Source organism: Hydrogenophaga sp. BPS33, from assembly GCF_009859475.1.
Lineage (GTDB): Bacteria > Pseudomonadota > Gammaproteobacteria > Burkholderiales > Burkholderiaceae_C > Hydrogenophaga.
Genome location: NZ_CP044549.1, coordinates 2640333 through 2657100, shown reverse-complemented (window position 1 = coordinate 2657100; position 16768 = coordinate 2640333). Strand labels below are relative to the sequence as shown.

The window sequence follows — 16768 nt, the reverse complement described above, 5'->3', positions numbered from 1 at the left end:
TCGGGCGCTCCTTACTTTGCGGCCTCGGTCTTCGGGGTCGCCGCCTCGGGCGCGGCCGAAGGGGATGCGGCGGCGGGTGCTGCAGGCGCACTGCCCGGCGCCTGCCAGGGCACGGCCTTCACCGGTGTGCCGGGCGGCATCATCTGCAACTTCTGGAAGCCGTCGACCATGATCTGTTCTCCCGCCTTCACACCGTCGAGAACGACCCACTGGCCGTTTTGCTGGCCACCCACCTTGATCTTGCGCGACTCGATCTTGCCGTCGGCACCGACCACGGAGACCGTGTCACCCTGGTTGGTGCGCGTCACCGCTTGCTGCGGCACCAAGATCGCATTGCTGGCCTTGGCCTGCTCCAGGCGCACGCGCACGTAGAGGCCCGGCAGCAAGGTGCCCTTGGGGTTCGGAATTTCCGCGCGCAGCGTCACCTGGCCGGTGGCGCTGTCCACCGTCAGATCGGAGAACAGCAAGCGGCCGGGTTGCTCGTACACACTGCCGTCTTCCAGTACCACTTGCACCGGAACGGATTGCGCGCCCGCGCTCTTGAGCGAGCCACTGGCCATGCCCTTGCGCAGGTTGAACACCTCGGAAGCGGACTGCGTGAAGTTCACGTACATCGGGTTGATTTGCTGGATCACCGCCAGTTGGGTGGCCTCGCCCTGCCCGACCAGCGCGCCTTCGGTCACCAAGGCGCGGCCGATGCGGCCCGAAATGGGGGCGGTAACGCGGGCATAGCCCAGATTGATGTTGGCGGTTTGAATGGCAGCCTTGCCCGCGGCCACATCGGCTTCGGCCTGCTTCTGGGCCGCAACGGCGGTGGCGTATTCCTGCTGGCTGATGGCGTTCTCTTTCACCAGCGGCGCATAGCGGTTGGCCAGCGCAGCGGCCTGGGTGAGGTTGGCCTCCGAGCGTGCCAAGTTCGCCTGCGCACTCTGCAGAGCCGCGTTGTACGGCGCGGAGTCGATGCGGAACAACGGCTGCCCCGCCTTCACATCGCTGCCTTCTCGGAACAGGCGCTCCTGCAAGATGCCGGCGGCGCGGGCGCGAACCTCGGCCACGCGCGAGGCCTCCAGACGGCCTGGCAACTCGGTGGTCAAGCCCACATCGCCTGGAGCGACGGTGACCACGCCCACCTCGGGTGGAGGCATGCTTGCGCCCACAGCACCGGCAGCGCCTTCGGGCGTGCCGGAATTGCCGCATGCCGCCAACAGCGCGGCCAACGCCAACGTGGACAGACCCCGCAGCAGATGAGAAGGGCGCGCAGCAGAAGCATCGAGGGTGCGCGAAACGGACACAGGCTTGATAAGGCTCAAGGCGGGCATGGGAGTCCTCGGGGTATGAAGAAGGAAACGCCAGAAAGGGAGTGCTCGGAATACCCGAGCATTTTGGAGCGGCGGAAAAAGCGCGAAGTATACATACACACAAGAATGTATGTATAGTCCGGCCCGTACCCAAGGGCATGCATTCTGGAGACAAACACCATGGTTCGTCGCACCAAAGCCGATGCGCTGGCCACCCGCAACAGCCTGCTCGATGCTGCCGAGCAGTTGTTTCAGGAGCGTGGCGTCTCGCGCACTTCGCTCAACGACATCGCCACCGCCGCCGGCACCACGCGCGGCGCGATCTATTGGCACTTCAAGGACAAGGCCGACCTGTTCAACGCGATGATGGAGCGCGTGACCATGCCGCTCGAAGGCACGCTGGCCTGCAACGCGCGTGAAGCCAACACCACGGCCGACCCCCTGCTCGCGCTGCGCGACTCGATGATGAGCGCGCTCCATCAAACCGCCACCGACGACCACACCCGCCGCGTCTTCGAAGTGGCCACGCACAAAGTGGAGTATGTCAGCGAGATGCAGGCCGTGCGCGACCGCCACCTGCAGGTGCGCAACGAATGCATGGACATGACCCAGGAAATCCTGCAGCAGGCGGTGCAACGACAAGGCATCACGCTCAACATTCCCTTGAGCACCGCCGCGCTGGGCTTGCACGTGATCATGGACGGGCTCATCCAGAACTGGCTGCTCGATCCCGACGCGTTCGATCTCGTGCAAAGCGGGCGCGACACCATGGAGGTGTACCTGGCGGGATTGGGTTTCGCCCCACCCACCAAGCACATGCCGCGGCGCGCGGCATCGGCGGCGCGCAAACCGCCCAGCCGCAAGCTGGCGCCGGCCTGACATTTCAGGGCGAGCGCTGCGGCGGGTCCTCGTGCGTGGATTCCGGACGCAAGGTCCAAGCCAGAGGCGAGCCCAAACCCACCGCCGCTCCCACCAGCCAGAACACGCTGCCCACGCCCACCAGGGCGCCGGCAGTGCCGAACAGCAGCGGCATCACCACACTTGAGCCGTTGATGGCCATGGCGCGCAAGCCCAAGGCTTCACCCTGCCGATGGTGCGGCGTCATCTGGTGCAACGAGCTCATGATCATGGGCTGCACAGTGCCAAGCGCAAGGCCCAGCAGCACCGACAGCGTGCCCATGGCCCATGCCGAGTGCACAAAGGGATAGCCCGCAAACAGCACCGCGGTCGCGCACATGGCCGATCCGATCACCACCGACTCGCGCAGATGCGCGGCCAGCAACGGAATGAGCAGGCGAATGGCCGTGGCCGCGAGCGCGAATGCGCCGAGGATGGTGCCGATCACGGTCGCGCTCAGACCGCGTTCGTGTCCCAGGACCGGTACCAGGAAGGTGTGCACGTCCCAGCAGGACGACAGCATCCAGTTCAACACCATCAGCTGGCGAAAACCCTTGTCGCGCAGCAATTCCCACGACGAGCCCCGGCTCTCGCCCGGCTTGGCCGCCACCGGTTCGTGCTCGACGGTGTGCCGAACCCAGTACCAGGCCAGCGAAGGCAGCAGTGCGAGCAACAGAAACGACGCCCGAAAGCCGAACGTGTCGATCACCACACCGGCGGCGAATGGGCCGAGAAAATTGGAGATCGAGGGTCCGATGGCCATCCAGCTGAACACCTGCTTGAGCTCGATCGGCCCGTTGGCCATGCGGCCCACGTGCCGCTGCAACGCGATCATCGCCAGGCCCGTGGCCGCGCCGCAGGTCAATGCCGTCACGCACAGCACGATGAACACCGGAAACAGCACCGCGAGCGCGGCACCGAACGAGGCGATGCCCACCGACAACAGCACCGGCTTCTTGAGTCCGCGCCGGTCGGCGTACCGGCCCGAGGGCAAGGCCATGAACACCGGCGCCAACGCGAACAGCGCCAGCAACATGCCTACCGCCGCCGGGCTGTAGCCTTCGCGCAGTGCCATGAGCGGCGCGGCCATGCGAAAGCCCGTCATGCAGGCGTGAAGGCAGATCTGCGCGGCGATCAGACGCGCGAGCTCGGTTCGAAGGGTGGGGTTCAAGCGTCTGCGCTGTCGTTGGGGTCCAGTGGCAGCAGTGCACTGGCCTGGTCTTGCGGCAAAGCCTCCACCGCCTTGAGTGCGCGGCCCATCGCGCGACTGCGGGTCTCGGCGCTGTCCAGCGTGTTGAGCACGGTCTGGGTCTGGCTCTTCACACGCGCGAGCACGTCGCCAAATTTGCCGAATTCGGTCTTGACCGCGCCCAGCACCTGCCAGACCTCGCTCGAACGCTTCTCCAGTGCCAGCGTTCGAAAACCCATCTGCAGCGAATTGAGCATGGCCATGAGCGTGGTGGGGCCTGCCAGCGTCACGCGGTGCTCGCGCTGCAGCGCCTCCATGAGGCCGGGCCGGCGCAGCACCTCGGCGTACAGGCCTTCGGTGGGCAGGAACAGGATCGCGAAGTCGGTCGTGTGCGGCGGCTGCAGATACTTGTCGGCCATGGACTTCGCTTCCAGCCGGATGCGTTGCTCCAGCCCGCGCGCAGCGGCTTCCGCGCCCTCCACGTCGGCGCGCTGCTGCGCGTCGAGCAGTCGCTCATAGTCTTCGTTGGGGAACTTGGCGTCGATCGGCAGCCAGCACGGCGCGCCGTCTTCGCTGCGACCGGGCATCTTGATCGCGAAATCGACCGTGAAGCGGCTGCCCGGCTTGGTCATCACCTGCACGGCGTACTGGTCGGGTGCGAACACCTGTTCCAGCAAGGCCGCGAGCTGGGCCTCACCGAACATGCCGCGCGTCTTCACATTGGTCAGCAGGTGCTTCAAGTCGCCCACACCCTGCGCCAGGGTCTGCATTTCGCCCAGGCCCTTGTGCACCTGCTCCAGCCGGTCGGCCACCTGCTTGAAGCTCTCGCCCAGGCGCGCCTGCAGCGTGCTCTGCAGTTTCTCGTCGACGGTGGCACGCATCTCGTCCAGCTTGGCGGCGTTGCTCTGCTGCAGTTGAGCGAGTTGCCCGTCCAGCGTGGTTCGGATCTCGGCCAGGCGGCGCGCGTTGGCTTCGCTCATGTCCTGCAATTGCCGTGTGAGCGTGTCGCCCAGCGTGCCGCGCAGTTGCACGAGCTGCACGGCGAAAGCGTCGAGTTGCGCGTTCTGCGTGCGCGTGGCTTCGGCCTCCTGGCGCGAGAGCGTTTCCTGGAAGGTGGCAAGGGTCTGCTGCATTTCCTGGCGGCCGCCGCGCGATTGCTCGCTGATCTCGCGGCGCAGTTCGCTCTCCATCCGTTCCACTCGCTGACCCACCTGCTGCCCTTGTTGCTGCAGTTGATCCAGCACGCGCTCGCGGTGCGCGAGTTCCTGCGCGTCCACCGGTGCGCGGCGCAGCAGCAGCCACACGCCAAGCGCCAGGTTGAACGCCACCAGGATCAGCAGCAGCCAGAGCAACGTGTCGTTGGTCATCCGTCTCGTGCTCAGCGCTGGTCCGCCACTTGCGGATTCAGCGGCGTGACCATCTTGCCCTGCGTGAGATAGGCAATGACGTTGTCCGCGGCGAGGTTCGCCATCGCCTTGCGGGTGGTGATGGTCGCGCTGGCGATGTGCGGCGTGAGCACGACGTTGGACGCCTCCAGCAGCCCCGGGTGCACGCTCGGCTCGCCCTCGAACACGTCCAGGCCAGCTGCCGCGATGCGTTTTTCGCGCAGTGCGCTCGCCAGCGCGGCATCGTCCACGATGCCGCCGCGCGCGACGTTGACCAGGGTGGCCGTCGGCTTCATCTGCGCAAGCTCCGCCGCACCAATGGCGTGGTGCGACGAGGCGCTGTAGGGCAACACCAGGATGAGGTGGTCTGCGGTCTTGAGCAACTCGGCCTTGTCGACGTAGCGTGCCTTGCACTCGGCTTCGGTAGCGGCGTCGAGGCGCGAGCGGTTGTGATAGATCACCTTCATGTTGAAGCCATGCGCACCGCGCCGCGCAATGGCTTGCCCGATCCGGCCCATACCCAGAATGCCCAACGTGCTGCCGTTGACTTCGGTGCCCGCGAACATGTCCAGCGCCCAGCGGTTCCATTGGCCCGCGCGCAGGAAGTGTTCGCTCTCGGTGAGACGGCGTGCCGTGGCGAGCAGCAAGGCGAACCCGAAGTCGGCCGTGGTCTCGGTCAGCACGTCAGGCGTGTTGGAGGCCAGCACCCCGGCGGCGGTGATGGCCGGCAGATCAAAGTTGTTGTAGCCGACCGCGATGTTCGCCACCACCTTGAGCTGCGGGCAAGCCGCGATCAGCGCGGCATCCACGCGCTCGCTGCCGGTGGTGATTGCACCGGCCTTGCCTTGCAGGCGTTCGATCAGTTGCGCCGGCGACATCGGTGCATCGCCCTCATTGGTCTCGACGTCGAAATGCTCGCGCAACCTGGCCACCACGTCGGGAAAGATCTTGCGGGCCACCAGGATGGAAGGACGGGTGCTCATGGACATCCACTTTCTTTGAACAGGTCAGACGAACCAGATCCAGGTCATCAGCGCGAACAACGGCACCAGGATGCCGACCGACCACAGCATGTAACCGAAGAAGCTGGGCATGCGAATACCGCGGTCTTCGGCAATCGCCTTGACCATCAGGTTAGGCGCATTGCCGATGTAGGTGTTGGCCCCCATGAAGACGGCACCCGCGGAAATCGCCACCAGGATGGGTGCCAACGCGGTCATGAGCACGGCGGGATCGCCACCCGCGGTGTTGAAGAACACGAGGTACGTCGGCGCATTGTCGAGAAACGAACTGAGAAGGCCGGTGGCCCAGAAGTACATGGCCGGGTTGGGTGAGCCCTCCGCGTTGGTCACCGCGCGCACGACGGCACCAAACGGGCCGTCGACGCCGGCCTTGAGCATGGCAATGACGGGCACGATGGTCAGGAAAATTGCCGCGAAAAGCTTGGCGACTTCCTGCATTGGCCCCCAGGAGAACTGGTTGTTCTCGTGCACGCCGGCCGGCGTGAGCTTGAGCGAAGCCAGCGTGACGGCGATCAGTCCGATGTCGCGCAAAAGGCCGGGCAGACCCACCTCCGTGCCCGCGATGTCGAACACGACAGACGACTTCCACAACCCGCTCATGAGCACGAGCGCCACCACCACGCCCAGCAAGACGAAATTCACGCTGCCATCAAAACCCACCCGCACGGTGTCGGGCGTCGGGTCGTCCGGCCGGGTCTCTTCGCGCCGGTGGTAGTACCACCAGTCGATGGCATAGAAGAGCGCCAGCAGCACACCGACGAGAAACAAGGCCTGGCCCCAGAGGTGCGTCGCCGTCCAGAAGAAGTCGACGCCCTTGAGGAAGCCCAGAAACAGCGGGGGATCGCCCAGCGGGGTGAGGGCGCCACCGGCGTTGGAGACGATGAAGATGAAGAACACCACCACATGCACCTGGTGCTGGCGGTTGTCGTTGGCGCGGATCAGCGGGCGTATCAGCAGCATCGACGCGCCCGTGGTCCCCATGAAGCTGGCGAGGACCGCGCCCAGCGCGAGCAAGCCGGTGTTCAGACCTGGGCTGCCATGCAGGTTGCCCCGCACAAAAATGCCCCCCGCCACGGTGAACAGCGCAGTGAGCAGGATGATGAACGGGATGTACTCCGCCGCCAACGCATGCACCACGCTCGACCACGCCACACCCGGCCCCATGACCGCCGCGAACGGCACCAGAAACGCCAGCGCCCAGGCGGCAGACAGCTTGCCGAAATGGTGGTGCCAGAAGGTCGGCGCCAGCAGCGGCACCAGGGCAATCGACAGCAGAATGCCTGCGAAAGGCACACCCCACCACACGGACAGCTGGCTGCCGTCCAGTTCAGCCGCCTGCACAAGGCCCGGCAGCAGGGTGGCCGCCAAGCCCAGCCAGGGCGCTTGTCGTTGTCTCAAACGGGTCTCCACGGGTCTATCAAAAAGAACCGACACGGCACGCACGGGGCGCGGTGCCGCGATACGCCAATGACTCAGACTGCGAGCAAATCCACTTCGAACAACAAGGTCGCATTGGGCGGAATCACGCCACCTGCGCCTCGCGCGCCATAACCCAGCGCAGCGGGAATCACCAGGCGGCGCGTGCCGCCCACGGCCATGCCCTGCACGCCCTCATCCCAACCCTTGATCACGTGGCCTGCACCGAGCGGGAATTCGAACGGCTGGCCACGGTCCTTGCTGGAGTCGAACTTGGCGCCTTGCACACCGTCGTTGTAGAGCCAGCCCGTGTAGTGGACTTGCACGGGGCCTCCGGCCTTGGCGACTTCGCCGTTGCCAACCACGGTGTCTTCGTACTGCAGGCCGCTGGGGGTGGTAATCATGTTGTGTGTCCTTGAATGGGATTGAAAAAGAAGCGGCGATTATTCCAGCCAATGCGTGAAGCTCTCGACCGGCTCGCGGGGCGTGCGAAAACCGTTGACCAGGTGGCTCGGGTCGGCGTAGCCGAGCGACATGCCGCACACCAGCATTTCGTTGTCACCCGCGCCGATGTGCTGCAGGACGGTGCGGGAAAAACTGTTCCACGCAGCCTGCGGGCAGGTGTGCAAACCGTGGCCACGAGCGGCGATCATGAGCGTCTGCAGGAACATGCCGCAGTCCACGAGCGATCCACGGCCCATGACGCGGTCGATCGTGAACATCAGTCCCACCGGTGCATCGAACAGGCGGTAGTTGCGCTGGTGTTGCGCATGCATCTTGTCCTTGTCGCCCTTGGTGATGCCCAGCAGTCCGTACAAGCTCCAGCCGTTCTCGCGACGGCGATCGATGTAAGGGCTGACCCATTTTTCGGGGTAGTAGTCGTAAGACTCACCCTCTGCGAGCGAGGGATCGACGCGCACGGCATCGTGCGCGGCACAGACCTTTTCCACCAGGCTGTCGCGGCTGGCGCCTTGCAGCACATAGACCTTCCAGGGCTGTGTGTTGGTGCCCGAGGGCGCACGGCTGGCCAAGCGCAGAAGGTGTTCGAGAGTCTCACGCGGCACCGGATCGGGCAGAAAGGCGCGGGTCGACATGCGGGTGTTGATCGCGGCGTCCACGCTGGCCGCGTCGATCAAGGGCGTGGTGGGGTTCTGACTCATCGCAAAGCCTCCAAGGTATTTTTCAGAGTGTCGGACAGCGTCACCGGACGGCGCGTCTCGCGGTCCACGTACACGTGCACAAAATGGCCGCAGGCAGCCGCAAGGTCTTCGCCATCGGCAAACAGCCCCACCTCGTAGCGCACGCTGGAGCGTCCCAGGTGCGCCACGCGCAAACCCGCCCAAACGGTCTGGGGAAACGCCAAGGGCCCAAAATAGTTGCACTGCGTCTCGACCACCAGGCCAATCACCTGGCCCGCATGGATATCGAGCGCGCCCTGCTCGATCAGGTGCGCATTGACGGCCGTGTCGAACCAGCTGTAATACACCACGTTGTTCACGTGGCCATAGATGTCATTGTCGCCCCAGCGCGTGCCGATGGCACGGAACGCACGGTAAGCGCTGCGGGGTAAGGCTTGCGCGCGGGGGGGCAGGTTGCTGGGGGTACGGCTCATTGTTTTTTGGCTGTGCGCCGCAACGTGCGCTCAGGCCTGGGCATTGTGCCAGCCTCAGGCGCCCACCGCTGTCGCCCTATCGGATGCCCGTGCCTGCCAACGCTGCCAGTATTGCAACGCCAAACGATAGGTGTTGACCTGCACTTGCACCGTGGTCTCCAGATCGTGGCCATATCCTCCGCCCATGGCCATTGCCAACGGCGCGCGCCTGCGCCAGGCCCACTCCATCACATGCCGATCTCGCACCTCCAGGCCATCGAAAGTCAGCTTCAAGCGCCCCAGCCGATCGCCCTCGTGCGGATCTGCCCCGGCCAGATACAGCACCAGGCCCGGCTCGAAACGCCGCTCCAGTTCGTCCAGCGCACGCTCCAGCGCCTCCAGGTAGGCATCGTCGTGGCAGCCGTCCGGCAGCTCAACGTCGAGGTCGCTGGCCTCCTTGCGAAACGGGAAATTGCGGGCACCGTGCAGCGACAGGGTGAACACCGAAGTGTCGTTCGCAAAGATGGATGCCGTGCCGTTGCCCTGGTGCACGTCCAGATCGATGATGGCCACGCGCAGTGACGGATGTTCGGCCTGCATCCGGCGCGCGGCCACAGCGAAGTCGTTGAACACGCAGAAACCGCTGCCTTTGCCGGCAAAGGCGTGGTGGGTACCACCCGCCAGATTGGCCGCGAGTCCATCTCCACCCATGGCGGCGCGGCAAGCCTGCAGCGTGGCGCCCACCGAGCGCCGCGCCCGTTCGGCCATGGCGCGACTCCAGGGAAACCCGATCTCGCGCTGAGCGGCCGTGCTCAGGCCACCCGTGCTCACCGCCTCGATGTAGTCCCCGTTGTGCACCAGAGCCAATTCGGCTTCGCTTGCCGGCAACGCCTCGAACATCTGCAGCGCGGGCACCTCCGCCACCAGACGCTCGCGCAGGCGCGCGTATTTCGCCATGGGGAAGCGGTGCCCGCTGGGCAGCGGCAAAACAAAGTGGTCGGCGTAAAAGGCGCGCACGCGGGAGAACCCAAGGAAAAGGCGACGGGCGTCGCAGGATAGGTGAAACGGTATCGAGAAGCCTCGACGAGGCCTTTCTAGAAGCCGGCCTCTAAAATGCTGCATCGCAACAAAAAAGACTTGCACAAGCGCGAGCCATCTTTATAATTCGAGCCATGTTGCAGCGCAGCAATTTACCAGCAGCCTTCAACTAAACCCAGTTTATTTACAAGCTCAGGAGTATGAATATGTTGACCGCCGAACAAGTAATTGCCGCCCAGAAAGCCAACATCGAGGCCATCTTCGGTCTGACCCAGAAAGCCTTCGAAGGCGTGGAAAAGCTCGTGGACCTCAACGTGCAGGCAACCAAGGCCGCGCTGGCCGAATCCGCCAACAACACGCAAGCGCTGCTGAGCGTGAAGGACGCGCAAGAACTGTTGGCTCTGCAAGCCAACCTGTTCCAGCCCCTGGCCGAGAAGACCGTGGCTTATAGCCGCCACCTGTACGACATCGCTTCGGGCACCGGTGCCGAATTCAGCAAGGCCGCGGAAGCACAGGCCAGCGATTCCCAGAAAAAGTTCCTGGCTGTTGTGGACAACGCCGCCAAGAACGCTCCCGCCGGTTCTGAAACCGCCGTGGCTGTGATGAAGAGCGCTGTCTCCGCCGCCAACAACGCCATCGAATCGGTACAAAAGGCTGTGAAGCAGGCGACCGAAATGGCCGAATCCAACTTCAACACCGTGACCGCTTCCGCTGTGAACGCCACGAAGACCGCCGCCAAGAAGCGCTGAACGTCACCGCGATCGTGCCGTTGATCGGCATCCCTGACACCGTTCAAAGGTGCCTCATTACGATCAACTTCACGACGCGCTGCCCCAATGACAAAGGCAGTGCTTGAATCTCAAGTCTGCTTTTCTGGTTGTCTCCTCGGGTCCTTTTCGAAATTCGGTTTCATCGGACCCCTTAAGCCCTCGCCGCAAAGTGAGGGCTTTTTTTATGGAGCTGGCAAACGCCGGACCAGCAGGGCTTTCAGTTGCGGCAACGCCGCTTGCATGGCTGCGCGGCCGGCTTCGATCGAGCGCAGGCGCGCGCTGAAGTCCGCACCACCCACACCGGTCAAAGCAGGACGCACGACCAGATCGGCACCGCCGAGCTCATGGCGGTTGATGCTTTGCCCCATGATGGCGAAGGTTTGCAAAAGCACCTGCATGCTGCCGACTGCCGGGTTGCCTTCGGGTGCGCTGGAAATGTCAACGGCCAGCACAACCTCCGCCCCCATGTCGCGGGCTTGACGCACGGGCACGGGCGCGACCAGGCCGCCGTCCACGTAGTCGCGCCCGCTGATGCTCACCGGCGCAAAAACCCCGGGCACCGCACTGGAGGCGCGCACTGCCTGCGCGGCATCCCCACGCCGGAACAGCACGCCCTGCCCCGTCGCCAGGTCGGTGGCCAGCACGCCCAGAGGAATCTTCATGTTCTCCAGCAGCTTGCCACCCACAGACTGGCGCACATAACGTGTGAGCGCCTCGCCACGCAAGACGCCACGTCCAAAGATGGGCAGCGACCAGTCGGTGAGCATCGCCTCTTCGATGCTGAGCGCTGCGGCCTCCAGCTCGCCTGCAGTTTTCCCGCTGGCGTACATCGCCGCCACCATGCTGCCCACCGACGTACCGGCGACAACGTCCGCACGGATGCCGTTTTGCTCCAACACCTGGATCACGCCCACATGGGCGAAGCCTCGCGCGGCACCACCCCCGAGCGCCAACCCCAAACGCGGCGCTCGGGTAGGAGGCTGCGGCGCCTCCACCGAACCGGTCACGGGTGTCTCAGGCAAACGCACCGAAGTACCGCAAGCGGCCACCATCAGCAGCAATGTCGCCAGGACCGTCCTGCGGCACCAGGCTTTCGTTTTCTTAAAAGTCATTAAGAACCATTCGTATTTGTGCTAGCATGCCCCGCGATTATCCAGGGTGCCTTTTGAAGCCACACCACAGGTGTTTGCCGAGATGATGCCCGTTCACCTCCAGCGAGAGACACGTATGAAACACGCCCTCAAACTTTCAGCCGCGTTGACGGTCACATTGGCTTGCCTCGGCGCACAAACCACCGCGTTCGCCCAGGACAAAGTGCTCAACCTCTACTCCGCCCGTCACTACCAAACCGACGAGGCGATGTACGACACCTTCACCAAAACCACCGGCATCAAGATCAACCGAGTGGACGCGGACGACGCGGGCATCATCGCGCGATTGCGCGCCGAAGGCGCCGCTTCGCCGGCCGACGTGATCATGCTGGTGGATGCCGCGCGCCTGGCGGTGGCCGACACCCAAGGCCTGTTCCAGCCGATCAAGTCCGCCAAGCTCGACGCGGCCATTCCCGCCAACCTGCGCGCCACCGCCACCGCCAACGGCGTGACCTGGACGGGCTTTTCCACCCGCGCCCGCGTGATCGTCTACGACCCGGCCCGCGTGAAGGCAGAAGACGTGGCCACCTACGAGCAACTGGCCAGTCCCAAGCTCAAGGGCATGGTTTGCACGCGTTCGGGATCGCATCCTTACAACCTCTCGCTGTTCTCCACCATCGTGGAGCACATGGGCGACCAGAAGGGCGAAGCTTGGCTCAAGGGTGTGGTGGACAACATGGCGCGCCCCCCCAAGGGTGGAGATACCGACCAGATCAAGGGTGTGGCCTCTGGCGAATGCGGCGTGGCACTGACCAACACCTACTACGTGGCACGCTTGATCAAATCGGACAAGGCAGAAGACAAAGCCGTGGTGAGCAAGATCAAGGTCATGTTCCCCAACCAGGCCACCAGCGGAACCCATGTGAACATCGCAGGCGCGGGGGTCGCCAAACATGCCAAGAACCGCGACAACGCGATCGCATTCATGGAATTCCTGGCCAGCCCCTATGCACAGGACTATTTCGCCAATGGCAACAACGAGTTTCCCACCGTCAAGGGATTGAAGGTCGACAACCCTGCCATCAAGTCCATGGGAGGTGAGAGCTTCAAGGCCGAGACCGTGCCCCTGGGCATCGTGGCGAAGAACATGACCAAGGTTCAGCAGATGCTGGACCGTGTCGGGTACAAGTAATCCGACTGCGGCCTGGCGAAGCCATTTCGCAGCGTTCTGGATTCAGAGATTGAACAAAGCCCTTGGCGATAGCCAAGGGCTTTGTTTTTTGGGAGCTTCAGTACACCTGCGGCACGTGGATCTCGCCAGGCACTTGGTGCCGGAGGTACCCCTCATGGCGCACACGTTCGGGCAATGTGATCGTGGACCGTTCCACCTCCGTATAGGGCATCTGCCGCAGCAGGTGGTGGATGCAGTTCAGGCGCGCCCTCTTCTTGTCGTCCGCCTGCACCACCCACCACGGGGACTCGGGTATGTGGGTGCGCTCCAGCATGGTCTCTTTCGCCTGCGTGTAAAGCTCCCAGCGCCGACGGCTTTCCAGATCCATGGGGCTGAGCTTCCATTGCTTTAGCGGGTCGTGGATGCGCCCCAGGAACCGCAGGTGCTGCTCTTCGTCCGAGATCGAAAACCAATACTTGATGAGCTGCACACCTGAGCGCACAAGCATCTTCTCGAACTCGGGCACCGAACGGAAAAACTCCTCGTACTGTTCATCGGTGCAAAACCCCATGACACGCTCGACGCCTGCACGGTTGTACCAACTGCGGTCGAACAGCACCATCTCACCCGCCGCCGGCAGATGGGCCACGTATCGCTGGAAGTACCACTGCGTGCGTTCGCGGTCATTGGGCGCCGGCAATGCGGCGACACGGCACACCCGCGGATTCAGACGCTGTGTGATGCGCTTGATGGCGCCGCCTTTGCCCGCCGCATCGCGGCCCTCGAACACGATCACCACTTTGTGTCCCGTGGCCACCACCCAGTCCTGCAGCTTCACCAACTCGGCTTGCAGCCGAAACAGTTCGCGGAAATACGTGCGGCGCGCAGCCTTGCGCGTGGACTCGGCACTGTCATCTCCCGGTGGATCCAGCGCATCGTCCTCGAGCTCCATCTCCAACTCTTCGTCGTAACTGTCGATGAGGTCGGTGTGCATGCGGCGCATCCACTCCTCAGGGCTGTCGAACATGATGGCTCCATCTGAAAACAAGGCGCCCAGCCTAGCGCCTCGACGTGACAGTGGCGTGACACACACATGTCGCATAATCCCCATCGAATTGACGTTTACGTCAACGTCACATCCCATCCCATCCCATCCCACACACACCAGGAGCACAGCATGGACATTCAAGGCAAGGTTTTCATCGTCACCGGCGGCGCATCGGGGCTGGGCGAAGGCACAGCGCGCATGCTGGCAGCCAACGGCGGCAAGGTCGTGATCGCCGACATGCAGGCCGACAAGGGTGAAGCAGTTGCCAAGGACATCGGCGGTGCATTTGTGAAATGCGACGTCAGCAGCGAAGCCGATGGCCAGGCGGTGGTGGCCAAGGCCGTGTCCCTCGGCAAGCTCATGGGATTGGTCAATTGCGCCGGCATCGCCCCGGCGGAAAAAACCGTTGGCAAGAATGGCGCGCACAGTCTAGGGGTCTACACCAAGACCATCATGGTCAACCTCGTGGGCAGCTTCAACATGATTCGCCTGGCCGCCGACGCCATGTGCAAGAACGAGCCCGAAGCCACGGGCGAGCGCGGCGTGATGATCTCCACCGCCAGCGTTGCCGCCTATGACGGTCAGATCGGCCAGGCGGCCTACGCAGCCTCCAAGGGGGGCGTGGTCGGCATGACCTTGCCCATCGCCCGCGATCTGGCCCGCAACGGCATTCGCAACATGACGATTGCACCCGGCATCTTCGGCACGCCCATGCTGTTCGGCATGCCCAAGGAAGTCCAGGACGCGCTCGCCGCCGGCGTGCCCTTCCCGAGCCGCCTGGGTACCCCCGATGACTACGCCAAACTGGCCAGGCACATTTTCGAGAACGACATGCTCAATGGCGAGGTGATCCGACTGGATGGCGCCATCCGCCTGGCACCGAAGTAACGCCGACGGCGCCGCCGGTGACGCGGCTTCTTACGCATCTTTGGGCCGACCCTCTCGGCCGGCAAGCGATTCTGGGTTACGGTTGATCGCGTTTCCTCGACCAACGGGAGCCCTGCCATGACACGCTTTGCCTGCCTGATTGCCTCGCTCACCCTGCTGAGTGCCTGCGGCACCCCCTCCGCACCTTCCTCGGTGCAGCAGCCCGAAGGTGCCTCGGGTCTGACCATCAAACCGGGCTGGACGTTCCAGCGCCAGGCCGTGGCTGCGGCCAACCCGCTGGCCACGCAAGCCGGTGCACGCATCCTGCGCGCGGGCGGCAGCGCGGTGGACGCCGCCATCGCCGTGCAGATGGTGCTCACGTTGGTGGAGCCGCAATCCAGCGGCATCGGCGGCGGCGCCTTCCTCTTGCACTACGACGGTCGGAAAATCCAGGCTTTCGACGGCCGTGAGACCGCGCCCGCGACCGCCACCGAGCGCTTGTTTCTTGACGACCAAGGCAAGCCTCTTCCCTTCATGACCGCGGTGGCCAGCGGCCGATCCGTGGGCGTGCCAGGCGCCGTGATGATGCTCGCGCAAGCCCATCGCCAGCACGGCAAACTGCCCTGGTCGCGGCTGTTCGACCCCGCCATACAACTGGCCGAACAAGGCTTTGCGGTAAGCCCACGCCTGCAAACGCTGCTGCTGGCCGAAACCGCGCTGAAGTCGGACCCCGTGGCCGCGGCTTATTTCTATCGCCCCAATGGCCAACCCCATCCCGTTGGCCATATGCTGCGCAACCCCGAACTTGCGCAGGTGTTGCGCAACATCGCAGCGCAAGGTCCGATCGCCTTGCACGAGGGGCCCGTCGCGAGAGCCATCGTCGACAAGGTGCAGCAACACCCTGTGCGCCCGGGCAACCTCAGCCTGGACGACCTCAAGCGCTACCAACCACGCGAGCGCGAAGCCCTGTGTCACGACCTCGCCGCCGCACAACGCATCCTGAACGTCTGCGGGTTCCCGCCGCCGAGTTCGGGCGCGATCGCCGTGGGCCAGATCCTGGGCCTGCTGGCGCGCACGCCGCAGGCGCGAGAACCCCTGGTTCAAGGCGCGATGACCACTCCCTATCCATCGGCCGAGTGGCTGCACGCCTACACCGAAGCCTCTCGCCTGGCCTTTGCCGACCGGGCCCAGTATGTGGCCGACCCGGACTTCGTCAGCGCCCCCGGCGGCCGCTGGGCCAGCTTGCTCGATGCGCGCTACCTGGACGAGCGAGCGCGCCTCATCAGCTCGGCGCGCATGCCCGCGGCACCCGCCGGGCAGCCCGCTGGCGTGCAAGCAGCATGGGCGCCCATGCCCGACCAGCCCGAATACGGCACCAGCCACATCAGCATCGTCGACGCCTTCGGCAACGCACTGGCCATGACCACCACCATCGAAGCCGCCTTCGGTTCGCGCCTCATGGTCACCACCGATCCGAAGCGCCCAGGTGGCTTCCTGCTCAACAACGAGCTCACCGACTTCAGCTTTGCGCCGAGCGATGCCCAAGGCCATCCGATTGCCAATCGCGTGCAACCCGGCAAGCGGCCCCGCTCCTCCATGTCACCGACGCTGGTGTTCGACAAGACCAGCGGCGAACTGCTGATGAGCGGGGGCAGTCCCGGGGGCGCCCTCATCATCCATTTCACGGCCAAGACCCTGCATGGGACGCAGCAATGGGGACTCTCGCCCCAAGCCGCCATCAACCTGCCCAACTTTGGCACGACCGGAGGCCCCGTGCTGCTGGAAAAAGGGCGCTTCCCCGCAGCCACGGCCCAAGCCCTGAGGGACCGAGGCCACACGGTGGAAGAACCTGAAATGACCAGTGGCTTGCAAGCCATTCAGCGCGGCATGCAACGCGGCCAACGTGTCTGGCTGGGCGGTGCCGACCCGCGCCGCGAGGGCATCGTCGCGGGGGATTGAGCCGATCCAGGGGGCTTGGCGGGAAA

Annotated in this window: 16 protein-coding genes; 5 read left to right on the top strand and 11 right to left on the bottom strand. The window is 64.4% G+C overall.

The genetic code is table 11. The annotated features are described in order from the left end of the window. Window positions 1-11: 11 nt before the first annotated feature. Complete coding sequence (locus F9K07_RS12350; protein WP_236582004.1) at window positions 12-1292, bottom strand: efflux RND transporter periplasmic adaptor subunit; 1281 nt, start codon at window positions 1290-1292, stop codon at window positions 12-14. Window positions 1293-1478: 186 nt separating this feature from the next. Here F9K07_RS12350 and F9K07_RS12345 point away from each other — a divergent pair, with 186 nt between their 5' ends. Further along, on the top strand, window positions 1479-2177 hold the full coding sequence (locus F9K07_RS12345) for a TetR family transcriptional regulator (RefSeq protein ID WP_159593501.1): 699 nt from the start codon (window positions 1479-1481) through the stop codon (window positions 2175-2177). Between the two features lie 4 nt (window positions 2178-2181). Here F9K07_RS12345 and F9K07_RS12340 read toward each other — a convergent pair whose 3' ends face one another. From F9K07_RS12340 to F9K07_RS12305, 8 genes are all read right to left on the bottom strand, one after another. Next, window positions 2182-3366, bottom strand: a complete 1185-nt coding sequence (locus F9K07_RS12340; RefSeq protein WP_159593499.1) for an MFS transporter — start codon at window positions 3364-3366, stop codon at window positions 2182-2184. Beyond that, on the bottom strand, window positions 3363-4751 hold the full coding sequence (locus F9K07_RS12335) for a DNA recombination protein RmuC (RefSeq protein ID WP_159593497.1): 1389 nt from the start codon (window positions 4749-4751) through the stop codon (window positions 3363-3365). The genes F9K07_RS12340 and F9K07_RS12335 overlap by 4 nt, the downstream gene beginning before the upstream one ends. A gap of 11 nt (window positions 4752-4762) precedes the next feature. Next, on the bottom strand, window positions 4763-5752 hold the full coding sequence (locus F9K07_RS12330) for a 2-hydroxyacid dehydrogenase (protein ID WP_159593495.1): 990 nt from the start codon (window positions 5750-5752) through the stop codon (window positions 4763-4765). Window positions 5753-5776: 24 nt separating this feature from the next. Further along, a complete protein-coding gene (locus F9K07_RS12325; RefSeq protein ID WP_442907422.1) occupies window positions 5777-7201 on the bottom strand; it encodes a sodium:proton antiporter in 1425 nt (474 codons plus the stop codon). 62 nt (window positions 7202-7263) lie between these two features. Next, window positions 7264-7611 (bottom strand): FKBP-type peptidyl-prolyl cis-trans isomerase, encoded by a 348-nt coding sequence (locus F9K07_RS12320; protein WP_137921859.1) that lies wholly within the window; start codon window positions 7609-7611, stop codon window positions 7264-7266. A gap of 39 nt (window positions 7612-7650) precedes the next feature. Next, a complete protein-coding gene (locus F9K07_RS12315; RefSeq protein WP_159593491.1) occupies window positions 7651-8367 on the bottom strand; it encodes a nitroreductase in 717 nt (238 codons plus the stop codon). Further along, the gene (locus F9K07_RS12310) at window positions 8364-8819 is read right to left on the bottom strand and encodes an acyl-CoA thioesterase (RefSeq protein WP_159593489.1); all 456 of its coding nucleotides are present in this window, start codon (window positions 8817-8819) and stop codon (window positions 8364-8366) included. Before F9K07_RS12310 ends, F9K07_RS12315 begins: the two co-directional genes overlap by 4 nt. Before the next feature lie 54 nt (window positions 8820-8873). Continuing rightward, complete coding sequence (locus tag F9K07_RS12305; protein ID WP_201451548.1) at window positions 8874-9815, bottom strand: histone deacetylase family protein; 942 nt, start codon at window positions 9813-9815, stop codon at window positions 8874-8876. A 227-nt stretch (window positions 9816-10042) separates the two neighbouring features. Between F9K07_RS12305 and F9K07_RS12300 the strand changes: the two genes are divergently transcribed. Then, window positions 10043-10585, top strand: a complete 543-nt coding sequence (locus F9K07_RS12300) for a phasin family protein (RefSeq protein ID WP_159593487.1) — start codon at window positions 10043-10045, stop codon at window positions 10583-10585. A gap of 203 nt (window positions 10586-10788) precedes the next feature. On the opposite strand, the gene F9K07_RS12295 is transcribed toward F9K07_RS12300, so the two are convergent. Next, window positions 10789-11718 (bottom strand): patatin-like phospholipase family protein, encoded by a 930-nt coding sequence (locus F9K07_RS12295; RefSeq protein WP_159593485.1) that lies wholly within the window; start codon window positions 11716-11718, stop codon window positions 10789-10791. Between the two features lie 115 nt (window positions 11719-11833). On the opposite strand from F9K07_RS12295, the gene F9K07_RS12290 reads away from it, so the two are divergent. Next, entirely contained in the window at window positions 11834-12889 is a 1056-nt protein-coding gene (locus F9K07_RS12290) for an extracellular solute-binding protein (protein ID WP_159593483.1), read from the top strand. Window positions 12890-12986: 97 nt separating this feature from the next. Here the strand turns inward: F9K07_RS12290 and ppk2 are convergent, their stop codons facing one another. After that, window positions 12987-13895, bottom strand: a complete 909-nt coding sequence (gene ppk2, locus F9K07_RS12285) for a polyphosphate kinase 2 (RefSeq protein ID WP_159593481.1) — start codon at window positions 13893-13895, stop codon at window positions 12987-12989. A 150-nt stretch (window positions 13896-14045) separates the two neighbouring features. Between ppk2 and F9K07_RS12280 the strand changes: the two genes are divergently transcribed. Both F9K07_RS12280 and F9K07_RS12275 read left to right on the top strand, forming a co-directional pair. Next, entirely contained in the window at window positions 14046-14804 is a 759-nt protein-coding gene (locus F9K07_RS12280) for a 3-hydroxyacyl-CoA dehydrogenase (protein ID WP_159593479.1), read from the top strand. Between the two features lie 117 nt (window positions 14805-14921). Then, window positions 14922-16742, top strand: coding sequence for a gamma-glutamyltransferase family protein (locus F9K07_RS12275; RefSeq protein ID WP_159593477.1), 1821 nt, complete (start codon window positions 14922-14924; stop codon window positions 16740-16742). The last annotated feature ends 26 nt before the right edge of the window (window positions 16743-16768 follow it).